6 protein-coding genes are annotated in these 11,519 nt (G+C 49.1%); all 6 read right to left on the reverse strand.

The annotated features are described in order from the left end of the window. Positions 1 to 45: 45 nt before the first annotated feature. The gene (gene polA / locus QZZ36_RS06420; protein ID WP_295078625.1) at positions 46 to 2,583 is read right to left on the reverse strand and encodes a DNA polymerase I; all 2,538 of its coding nucleotides are present in this window, start codon (positions 2,581 to 2,583) and stop codon (positions 46 to 48) included. 45 nt (positions 2,584 to 2,628) lie between these two features. After that, positions 2,629 to 3,468: a carboxylating nicotinate-nucleotide diphosphorylase gene (gene nadC / locus QZZ36_RS06425; protein WP_295078628.1), complete on the reverse strand. Its 840-nt coding sequence runs from the start codon at positions 3,466 to 3,468 to the stop codon at positions 2,629 to 2,631. Positions 3,469 to 3,910: 442 nt separating this feature from the next. Further along, positions 3,911 to 5,251 (reverse strand): D-alanyl-D-alanine carboxypeptidase family protein, encoded by a 1,341-nt coding sequence (locus tag QZZ36_RS06430; RefSeq protein ID WP_295078631.1) that lies wholly within the window; start codon positions 5,249 to 5,251, stop codon positions 3,911 to 3,913. A 60-nt stretch (positions 5,252 to 5,311) separates the two neighbouring features. Further along, complete coding sequence (locus tag QZZ36_RS06435; protein WP_295078635.1) at positions 5,312 to 6,769, reverse strand: FAD-binding protein; 1,458 nt, start codon at positions 6,767 to 6,769, stop codon at positions 5,312 to 5,314. 240 nt (positions 6,770 to 7,009) lie between these two features. Continuing rightward, positions 7,010 to 7,936, reverse strand: a complete 927-nt coding sequence (locus tag QZZ36_RS06440) for a magnesium transporter CorA family protein (RefSeq protein ID WP_295078638.1) — start codon at positions 7,934 to 7,936, stop codon at positions 7,010 to 7,012. Between the two features lie 272 nt (positions 7,937 to 8,208). After that, the coding region (locus tag QZZ36_RS06445; RefSeq protein WP_295078641.1) for a SpaA isopeptide-forming pilin-related protein at positions 8,209 to 11,519 on the reverse strand (3,311 nt) is incomplete at its 5' end.

The raw sequence follows: 11,519 nt of genomic DNA on the forward strand, positions 1-11,519 counted from the left end.
TAATTTGAGGGACGCCGAGGGCGGCGTCCCCTACAGGCTAAAGGCTTATGACTTAGCGTCGTACCATGAATGTCCCTGATGAACATCGACTGCAAGAGGCACCTTCATATCGTAAACGCCCTGCATCTCCTCTTTGAGAAGATCCGCGCACCTGTCAGCACAGGCTGTATCCGACTCGATGATGAGCTCGTCGTGTACCTGCAATATCAGCTTTGCGCTGAGCTTTTCCGTTTTGAGGCGGTTATAAACATTTATCATTGCTATCTTTATAAGGTCTGCCGCAGTTCCCTGCACGGGAGTGTTCATAGCGATACGCTTGCCTGCCGCCTGTAATACCTTGTTTGAAGAGGAAAGCTCCGGGATACGGCGCTTTCTGCCGAACATAGTGGTGACATAGCCGTCCCTGAAGGCGCTGTCCACCGTGTTCTCCATGAACTCGTTCACCTTGGGATACTTTGCAAGGTAGTCCGCGATGTACTTCTTTGCCTTGGCAACGGAAGTACCGATATCCTTTGCAAGTGAAAAGGCTCCGATACCGTAGATTATACCGAAGTTAACTGCCTTTGCGGCACTTCTCATCTCCGGAGTGACCATGAACAGGGGCATATCGAATACCTGAGCCGCAGTTGAGGTGTGTATATCCTCTCCCGAAGTGAACGCCTCCGTCATATTCTCATCGCCGCAGAGGTGAGCCATAACTCTCAGCTCTATCTGGCTGTAGTCCGCGTCGATAAGCACCTTTCCCTCGCCGGCGGTGAAGAACTTTCTCATCTGTGCGCCAAGCTCGGTACGTACAGGGATATTCTGCATATTCGGCTCCGTGGAGCTGATACGTCCCGTTCTTGTCTCCGTCTGTCTGAACCATGTATGGATACGTCCGTCGGGAGCTATCTTGTCAAGAAGTCCCACAACGTAAGTGGAATTAAGCTTTGTGTACTGCCTGTATTTCAGCACGTTGTCAACTATGGGAGCATAGTTGCGCAGCTCCTCCAGCACCTCCGCATTGGTGGAATATCCGCTCTTTGTCTTCTTCTTTGCAGGCAGTCCCATTTCCTCAAAGAGTACCGTTCCCAGCTGCTTGGGCGAGGATATATTGAACTCGTGCCCTGCCTCGTCGTATATCATCTGCTGAGTTTCCTCTGTCATTTCCGAAAGTGACACGCCGAAGTCCTCAACGCCCTTTTTGTCAATGAGAACGCCTGCGTCCTCCATTGATGCAAGCACCTCTGTAAGCGGCAGCTCCACCTTTTCAAGAAGCTCTGTCATGCCCTCGGACTCTATCTCGGCGCGGAGCTTTTCAATAAGCCCACGGAGCGAAAGGAGCTCCGCAAGGTCACCGTTTTCGCTGTAGAAGTGAACGCCGTACTCGGCGCAGAGCTTGTCCACAGCGTAGTCGGAAGCTGATGTATTCAGCAGATATCCGCAGATAGCCGCGTCGTTTTTAAGGCTTTTCAGCTCGCCTCCGTGAGCCATTGCCCAGCGGTAATGAGCCTTTGCGTCGTCAGTGGACTTTTCGCAGTCCGAGCCGAAAAACGCTTTTATGATATCCTCGTTCCCGGTGGTATAGACCTTGTCACCGCTGCGTACAGAGAGCTTATCATCACGGAAAAGATACTCGCATTTTTTTATTTTTCCGATGATATCAGCTGTCAGTTCACTTATCTCTGCGTCAATGGCAGGAGCCTCCTCAGCCTTTGTCTCCGGAGCCGAATTTGTGCTCTCCGCAGCGTTTATACCCAGCTTGTCAAGGAGCTTGAACATTTCCAGCTCCGTGAGCATACGTCCGATAGCGCCTCTGTCGGGAGCACCGGGTCTGTAGCTTTCAAGGTCTGTCTCTATGGGAGCGTCACGGACTATAGTCACAAGCCATTTGCTCTCCTTTGCGGAATCAGCGCCTGCCGCAAGCTTTGCTTTGACTCCCTTTGTGAGCCCCGACTCCTCGTATTTTTCATAGAGCGTCTCTATGCAGCCGTACTCCTTTATGAGAGCGGAGGCTGTTTTTTCGCCTATCCCCGCAACTCCGGGAATGTTGTCGGAGCTGTCTCCCATAAGGGCTTTCAGGTCTATGAGCTTTATCGGCTCGAAGCCGTAATCCTCAGTAAACCGCTGAGGAGTGTAGTATATATTCTCCTTGTTGGTGGCAAGCACAACAGTTACCCTGTCGTCGATGAGCTGCAGGCTGTCACGGTCGCCGGTCAGTACGAAGCACTCGTTTCCGCTGTCAGAGCAGAGCTTTGAAAGCGTGCCGAGAACGTCGTCCGCTTCATAGCCCTCACACTCAACTACCTTTACGCCCATAAGAGTGAGGAGCTCCTTCACTCTCGGCAGCTGCTCGGCAAGCTCCGGGGGCATACCCTTTCGGTTCGCCTTGTAGTAGGACACAGCCTTATGCCGGAAAGTAGGAGTGCGCAGGTCGAAAGCCACAGCGACCGCGTCGGGCTTCACGTCCTCAACATTCCTGAGGTATATATTCATAAAGCCGAATATGGCGTTGGTGAATTGTCCTTTTTTGTTGGTGAGCAGCTTTATACCGTAAAAAGCCCGGTTGAGTATACTGTTTCCGTCTATTGCAAGCAGCTTCATTGTGACCTCCGTTTATGGTTTATTCTTATGAAAAAGCAACTGATTTCACTTCTTTATCTTCATGGAAATATCGAAGCACTTTACAGAATGTGTAAGAGCTCCGAGAGAGATTATATCAACGCCTGTCTCCGCAACAGCGCGGATATTTTCGGCGGTTACGTTTCCCGATGCTTCGAGCAGAGCTTTTCCGCCTGCTATATCTACAGCCTGCTTCATCTCGTCGCAGCTCATATTGTCAAGCATGATTATCTCCACACCTGTTTCGAGAGCTTCCCTGAGCTCGTCAAGAGTGCGCACCTCTACTTCTATTTTGACGGTATGTCCTATCTTCTCACGGAGAGCCGAAACCGCCGCTGTGATACCGCCGTAAGCGTCGATATGGTTGTCCTTGAGCATAGCCGCGTCGGAGAGGTTGAAGCGGTGATTTTTTCCGCCGCCCACTGTCACCGCATACTTCTGTATCGCACGGAGACCGGGGAGAGTTTTTCTCGTATCGGTAACGGCAGCCTTTGTGCCCTTTACGAGCTCAACGCACTTGTTTGTGGCAGTTGCGATACCGGACATATGCTGAAGCAGATTGAGCGCAGTCCTCTCGCCCTTCAGCAGAGTAAGGGTACTTCCCTCCAGCTCAGCGATTATGTCGCCTTTCTGCACCTTTGTACCGTCGCTGAGGAGTATCTTAAAGTCAACGTCACCGCCTGCAAGGTCGAAAACTCGTTTAGCGATCTCGATACCGCAGACAACTCCCGTGTCCTTTGCGACATAGTAAGCGGAGCTCCTGTGCTCCGGGGGGATAAGGTTATCCGCCGCAGCGTCGGTATAGTTTATGTCCTCCATGAGTGCGGTAGTGATTATATTGTCAACATAGCATTGTAAAAGCTTCATGATATTATTCCTTTCTATCGTAAATCAAAATTTGCCGCTGAGCGAGCGGCGGCGCTTGCCACGTTGGCGCTCGTAAACTCGCTCACATTAAATTATGCTGTTAATTGTACATCGCTTACAGCACAATAATTATGCCAAAACCATGAACGGGATTCCAAAGGGTTCACAACCCTTTGGTCAGGTCAAGGGCTGACAGCCCTTGCGGGGGGCGGGGCAGAGCCTCGTATCCGATAGGCGCCTCGCAAAGGGTGAATTCAAAAACAGTCCGGCGGACTGTTTTTGAAGAGGGAACGCCTTGCAAGAGAAGGCGTTCCCTTAATGGGAGGGCGATGGCGCCCTCCCCTATACAGCGAACATTTTATTACGGGCGGATAATATCCGCCCCTACAATGAGCTAACGGCTAATGGCTAACGGCTCAAAACATGATTTTGCTCCGCAAAATCATGTTTTATATTTAGAGTCTATACACAGGAACTCCTCCAAGGTAAGCCCCGAATCCGCGACCTCCCTTGCAAGCTCCCTGCCGAGGTAGCGGACGTGCCAGGACTCATACTGATAGCCTGTTATATCCTCCTTGCCCAGAGGATAGCGTATGATAAAACCGTATTTCACGCAGTTTGCGGCGAGCCATTTTGCTTCCTTTGTATTATTGAAGCCGCTGCCTGCATTGTTTATATCCATGGCGAGACCGGTCTGGTGTTCAGAATGTCCTGCCCTTGCGGAGTAGGTATCCGCAGCCGCCTTTCCGTCACGGTTCACGTAGCTGCTGTAGAGCTGTCCCTGATAAGTATACGACCTGAAGCCCGAAACTATACTAAGATATATGCCCTCCTTTGCGGCGTCAGCCTTCATGGTATCAAAAGCCGCCTGTGCTTCGGAGAGGATCTTACCGGGATTATAGTCAGAGGGCAGAGAGTAGGTCTTGTTTGCGATGAGTATACCGTTCACGTAGGTTATACCGTCACGCACCTCTATCTCCTGACGTGTGAACCTTTCAGAAGTACCGTCGTTCCATGTCACAGTAAAATGCATGGAGTCGTTATGGACTATCTTTCCGGGAGTCCTGTTATCGGTGCTTCCGAAACGGAATGTGATATTTTCGCCGTCGGGAGCGTATTCAAAACGGCTCACAGTACCGTCCTTTTCCGTCAGTTTACCGCTCAGACCGCTTATCTCGAATGTACGCCCACCGGAAGTTACCCACCTGCCGCTGAGGAACTCCTCAGGACTTATCTTTTCCGCGCAGAAGTAGCGAAAGCTCTCAGTGCTTCCGTTCTCCCATTTCAATACGAATGAAAGATCGTCCGTCCATGTAATGAACGCAGAAAGCTCACTGCCGCTGTCAGGCGCCCTGAAAACAGCCTCATTTCCTGTAACATCAAGCAGAAAGCTTTCCGACGTACCTGCCGTCGGGTCAGTTATCTTCACAGTACCGCTGTCAAAGCAGAAATATCTCTTTCCGCCGCCGCAGTCGCCTATCCACGTTCCCACAGGGAGCTTATCCATGCTTCCGAGGATAATATCCTGCAAGGCAGCAAGATCAAGCGAGTCCACTGCGCAGTCTCCGTTTATATCGGCTGCGATGGTCTGAGTATCGTTAAGTCCGTATCTGCCGAGCAGATGATTTTTCAGCACCACCATATCTCCTACAGATACAATATCATCACGGTTGATGTCGCCCTTTACCATTGTTGAAGCTGCGCTGACATGATATGCTGCAGAAGCAACTGCCGCAGCGGCAGAAAGCAGGAGTGCAGCCATAAGCCTTATGCTATTTTTCATATACATCACCTCATTAAAAGTAACGCATCAGCACGGCGACATCAGACCTCCTGAGGATAATTACTGCATTACCTCACCGAGTATTATATAGGCAACAGTCACTATGGACTTGGCAAGCACGAAGTCGGCATCCACAAAATAACCGCCGTTTATAAGGTCCTCGCGTATCTCCTTAACGCGCCTGAAGCCCTCTGCGGCTGCCTTTTTGTCGGGGATAACGAAGTAGCAGTTCTGGAGTATCTTTCTTGTCTCCGTGCGGACGCCCTTGGGTATCCTCGGACTGCCGGCATGAGCGTCGAACTCTGCCTCATCAAAATCCTTAGGAGCGTCAGCAAGCTTGGAAGCGATACTATTTGCCGCATGGCGTGAGAATACAAGCGCTTCAAGCAGTGAATTGCTCGCAAGGCGGTTGCTGCCGTGAACACCTGTATGCGAACATTCGCCGCAGGCATAGAGGTTCGGCAGACTTGTCTCGGAGTTGTTGTCAACGTCGATACCGCCCATAAGGTAGTGCTGACACGGGAATATCGGTACAGGCTCCTTGGTGAGATCGTAGCCCTGTTCAAGAAGATTCTGGTATATCATCGGGAAGCGTTTCTTTAAAAACTCGCTGTCCTTATAGCTTATGTCAAGATAGAAGTCCGTAGAATTCTGCTTGCGCGATTCAAGCACGATAGCGTGTGAAACAACATCTCTCGGAGCAAGCTCAAGACGCTCGTCATAGTTGTGCATGAAGCGCTCCTTCTTGCAGTTAAGCAGATAAGCGCCCTCGCCGCGGACAGCCTCCGAAATAAGGAAGCACTCACGTGTAGCTCTGTTGTTGAACGCAGTCGGGTGGAACTGCACATAACTGAGGTTCTTTATCTTAGCGCCCATTTCGTAGGCAAAGGTTATACCGTCGCCTGTAGCGATAGCAGAGTTTGTAGTGAACTGGTACACACGTCCGATACCGCCTGTTGCAAGTATCATGAAATGGCAGTTGCAGGTCTCATAGGTATCATCATGCAGCTTCAGGAAAGCCGAATAGCCTGTCTTTGTCTGCTTGACAGCGCACATCATTGTGTTTTCCATAATAGTGACATTGCTGAGCTTCCGGACGTTTTCGAGGAGAGTTGAGGTTATCTCCTTGCCGGTCGCGTCGGCATGGTGGAAGATACGGTGATGGCTGTGGCCGCCCTCAAGGGTGCGATGGTAGGTGCCGTCGGGGTTCTTGTCGAACTCAACTCCAAGCTTGATGATATGCTCGATATCCTGAGCAGCCTCGCTGACAAGGGTATGAACAGCTTCAACATTGTTCTTGAAGCTGCCTGCGATCAGGGTATCATTCTGATGATACTGGATATTGTCCGAAGGAGAGTTGTATACTCCCGCGATACCTCCCTGCGCAAGCGATGAATTGCAGAGCGGCAGATCACGCTTGCATATGATAAGTATATTCAGCTCTTTCGGGAGATTGATAGCCGCGTAAAGTCCTGCTGCACCGCAGCCGGCTATAATAACATCATAATTCTTCGACATAATAAAGGACCGTCCTTTACATAAAATATGTATACACAGTTATTATACCACACTAATCAAGGTTTGTAAATCCATAATTTGCTAATATCTTAAAGCTTTTAGCCATTAGCCGTTGGATATCAGCAGGGACGCCCATTGGACGTCCGCAAGCTTCGATGATATTATCAGGTGCTGCCAAAGGCAGCACCTATAATTCCGAATTTCAAACAAAAAAGGGCGGATAATATCCGCCCGTACAAGCTATTTCTTTTTCCATTTCAGCAGAACAAAGGCTGTTATTCCCGTCAGGAACGCGGTCAGCGAAAGCGCCACCCATGTATAGTTGAATGGTATATCTTCTGTGTTGATACCATAAAAGGCAAACATGATATTCGGTATCTCAAGTATGATAGTGACTATAGTCAATCGCCACATGACGATATTCTGGTTATTTGAGATTATCGACGAGAAGCCGTCCATCATACTGGACAGAATGCCCGAATAGATGCTGGACATCTCTATCGCCTGCTTCATCTCGATGAGCACGTCCTCAAGAAGATCCTGATCCTCGTCGTAGAGCTTGATGACTCTGCCGCGGAATATCTTCTCGATAGTTGCTTCATTCGCTTTGAGCGACGTGGAAAAGTATACGAGTGACTTCTCAAGAGCAAGGAGCTGCATGAGAAGCTCGTTCTTCATTGCGTCGTGGAGCTCCTGCTCGGCAGCCGATGATATCTTGTCTATCTGTTTCAGGTAGGTAAGGAACAGTGCCGATATCCTCAGCAGCAGCTGAAGCACGAATCTTGTTTTGAAGTCGGGACGGAGGTTTCGGATACCGCCTCTTGTCGCCTCATTTATGATCTGCGTTTCGCGTATGGAGATAGTGAAAACATACTCCGATGTTACGATTATACCCATAGGCAGGGTATAGAAGTTTTTGGTCTTGTCGTCATCAATAGCCGAAACCGGCGTGTCTATGATAACAAGTGTCTGGTCGTCCTCACGTTCGATACGTGACGACTCCTCCTCATCGATAGAGGACTTAACGAAGCCGCTGTCGAGACCGTAATCCTCGATCAGTTCCTTTACCTCCTGCGGAGTAGGATCGACGACCGAGATCCAGCAGCCAGCAGCAGGAGCTTCGCACTGAGTCAGCACACCGTTAGTGTAATTGTAAAAGTTTATCATATTTTTTGCCGTCCGCACTAAACGGACAGCTTTGCTCCTTTCGCCGAAATTCACTCCGGCGAAGGACGAGAGCATTATCGTCTGCCGAAGCGTGGAATACTATTCATATTATTCCCATAAGGGTCAGAACTCATAATGCACCTCCATAATATCATAATGCAGTATTATTATAGCAGATTTTCTTGCCGATTACAAGTATTTTTTCAAAAAAAGTCGGCTGCCAGGCATTGCTGCCTGACAGCCGTCAAGATAAGTCTTTATCTTATACTGTATCAGTCTTCGTCATTCTTCCTTGGACGAGCTGCGAACGCTGCAGCCATTGCAAGTGCGATGACCGCAAATGCTGCGCCTGCGCGCTTAGCGCCTGTATTCGGAGAACCTGCGGTAGACTTCTTTGTTGTAGTGCTGTTTGTCTTGGTTGTGGTTGCGGTAGTAGTTGTTGTAGTTGTGGTTGTTGTAGTAGCCGGATCAGTTTCTGTTGTAGTAGATGTAGTAGTCTCGGTAGTAGTTGAAGTTGTTCTTGATACCTGACTGCTGTCATCTGTTACAGTTGTAGTAGAGGTGGTGAGAGATATCTCATTGCCCTTCTGATCGGTACTTGTAACGGTTGTAGTTGTTGTGGTAGGTGTGGTGGTCGTAGTCGTTGTGGTAGTAGTTGTTGTGGTGGTTGTTGTAGTTGTAGTCGTTGTCGTAGTAGTGGTTGTAGTTGATGTAGTAGTTGTTGTAGTAGTGGTGGTAGTCGTTTCTGTTGTGGTGGTAGTTGTAGGAGTTGTAGTTGTGGTGGTAGTAGTTGTTGTGGTTGTAGGAGTTGTAGTTGTAGTTGTCGTAGTGGTTGTTGTTGTAGTTGTAGGTGTGGTCGTAGTTGTGGTAGTAGTTGTAGTCGATGTTGTTGTAGTAGTGGTTGTGGTTGTCGTCGTTGTTGTTGTCGTAGTAGTTGTGGTAGTTGTAGTTGTCACTATGTGCTTGTCTACCATAACTACACTGCCATCAGACTCGCCGCCCTTAACGACCTTTCCGTCCTTGACTGTGAACTCTACGCTCTCAGCCTTCTCATACTCCTCCGGAGCCTGAAGCTCTACGAGAGTATATGTACCGTCCTCAACTGTAACGATGGTCTTTTCTGTACCTGAGATCCATACGAGTGCGTTTCCGACGCTGTTTACAGCCTCGCCGCCTTCGCCGACCTCAAGCTGACCGTCCTTGAATACAACAGATCTGCCGCTGCCGTCCTTACCTGTAAGTGTGAGCTTGGCACCCTTTACTTCACTGCCTGCGATGTCATCAACCTTGTTGATATTGACCTTAGCCGCAGCCTTTGTTGTCGTTGTAGTCGTTGTTGTTACGGGTGTAGTTGTGCTTGTAGATGTAGTAGTTGTTGTAGTTGTTGTTGAAGAGGTATCAGTTACTGTAGTTGTCGTAGTTGTAGTAGTTGTGGTAGTTGTGGTTGTTGTGTTTGTTGTGGTTGTTGTGCCTGTAGTAGTTGTAGTTGTTGTTACAACTGCCTCTGCATCGCATACCTCAATATTGTTGCCGTTCTTGTCAACTACATAGTAGCCGCCTTCAGCGTCCTTATCATTTTCAGTCTTGAGATCCTTACCGCTTGCATCAACGATCCTGCTGTCCTTGATAGTGAATTCAAGCTCGGAGGTTATGATATCATATACCTTTCCGCCGTTCTCAAACTTGTCGCCTGTTTCCTTCAGTGTGTACTTACCGTCGATAAGTGCCTGAATGATCTTGGCTGTGCTTCCTGATATCCACTCGACACCGATAACATTGTTATTGCTGTCATATACGTTCACGAAATCGCTGTCGCCCTTGTTTGCTTCAAGGATAGAAGACCAGTCGATATCAGCATTTGTGATCTGGATCTTTGCGCCTGCGATCTCATTTTCGCCGGTGATATCACTCTTGCTTATGCTTACGTATGCAGCATCCTCAACACTGAAGCTCTTGCCGTCCTCAGATACTGAAGTTCTGCCGGTTGTTACTGTATCTACCTTTGTTACCCTGCCGTTCTCAACTGTGAATGTGAACTCGGTAACTACTGAATAACCTGTAGGAGCTGCATTCTCAACCAGTGAGTAAACGCCGTCCTTCAGACCTGTGAGCTTAGCGCTGTTGCCCTCGAACTCTACAGACTTCGCACCGTTTTTAACTGCCTTTGCAGCCGAGCCCTCGCCGACTGTTACGCCGCTGAGGTCGTTTGATTCACCCTTTGCATTGAGAGTGAACTTAGCCTTGCCTGCTGACTCCGGAATAGGTGTTCCGCCGAGAGCGAGCTTGTCGATAGTGATAACAGACTTTGTATCCTCTACAACGAGGTGTCCGTTTTCATCAACATAAGCCTTGCCGTCTGTTACAGTGCTTACATCTGTAACCTTGCCGTCCTTGACTGTGAATGTGAACTTGGTTACTGTTGTATAGCCGTCAGGAGCTGCTGTCTCTTCGAGACTGTACTTGCCGTCCTTCAAGCCTTCAAACTTGGCGCTGTTGCCCTCGAATGTAACTGACTTGTCATCAGCTGTGAGAGTCTTAGCCTTTTCACCTTCGCCGACTGTTACGCCTTCAAGTGTCTTGCCGGTTTCCTCAACTGCAAGCACGAATGTTGCCTTGCCTGCTGATTCCGGTATTGGCTCTGCACCGAGAGACTTCTTGTCAAGTGTGATTGTGGACTTGTTATCCTCTACAACAAGGTGTCCGTCTTCATCTACATAAGCCTTGCCGTCTGTAACTGTGCTTACGTCCTTGACCTTGCCATTCTCAACTGTGAATGTGAACTTGGTTACTGTTGTGTAGCCGTCAGGAGCAACTGTCTCTTCGAGACTGTACTTGCCGTCCTTCAAACCTTCAAACTTAGCACTGTTGCCCTCGAATGTAACTGACTTATCAGAAGATGTGAGGGTCTTTGCCTTTTCACCTTCGCCGACTGTTACGCCTTCAAGGGTCTTGCCGGTTTCTTCAACTGCAAGTACGAATGTTGCCTTGCCTGCTGATTCCGGAATAGGCTCTGCGCCCAGTGACTTCTTGTCAAGTGTGATAGTATTCTTTGTATCCTCTACTACAAGGTGACCGTCTTCATCAACGTAAGCCTTGCCGTCTGTTACGGTGCTTACATCTGTAACCTTGCCGTTTTCAACTGTGAATGTGAACTTGGTTACTGTTGTGTAGCCGTCAGGAGCAACTGTCTCTTCGAGACTGTACTTGCCGTCCTTCAAGCCTTCAAACTTGGCACTGTTGCCCTCGAACTTAACTGACTTGTCATCAGCTGTGAGAGTCTTTGCCTTTTCACCTTCGCCGACTGTTACGCCTTCAAGTGTCTTGCCGGTTTCCTCAACTGCAAGCACGAATGTTGCCTTGCCTGCTGATTCCGGTATTGGTTCTGCGCCCAGTGACTTCTTGTCAAGTGTGATTGTGGACTTGTTATCCTCTACAACAAGGTGTCCGTCTTCGTCAACATAAGCCTTGCCGTCTGTAACTGTGCTTACGTCCTTGACCTTGCCATTCTCAACTGTGAATGTGAACTTGGTTACTGTTGTGTAGCCGTCAGGAGCAACTGTCTCTTCGAGACTGTACTTGCCGT

This window comes from Ruminococcus sp., from assembly GCF_016287535.1.
GTDB lineage: Bacteria > Bacillota > Clostridia > Oscillospirales > Ruminococcaceae > Ruminococcus.

Coding starts and splice junctions, on each gene's coding strand:
- polA (WP_295078625.1), bottom strand. CDS start 2,583: ATGAAGCTGCTTGCAATAGACGGAAACAGTATACTCAACCGGGCTTTT.
- nadC (WP_295078628.1), bottom strand. CDS start 3,468: ATGAAGCTTTTACAATGCTATGTTGACAATATAATCACTACCGCACTC.
- QZZ36_RS06430 (WP_295078631.1), bottom strand. CDS start 5,251: ATGAAAAATAGCATAAGGCTTATGGCTGCACTCCTGCTTTCTGCCGCT.
- QZZ36_RS06435 (WP_295078635.1), bottom strand. CDS start 6,769: ATGTCGAAGAATTATGATGTTATTATAGCCGGCTGCGGTGCAGCAGGA.
- QZZ36_RS06440 (WP_295078638.1), bottom strand. CDS start 7,936: ATGATAAACTTTTACAATTACACTAACGGTGTGCTGACTCAGTGCGAA.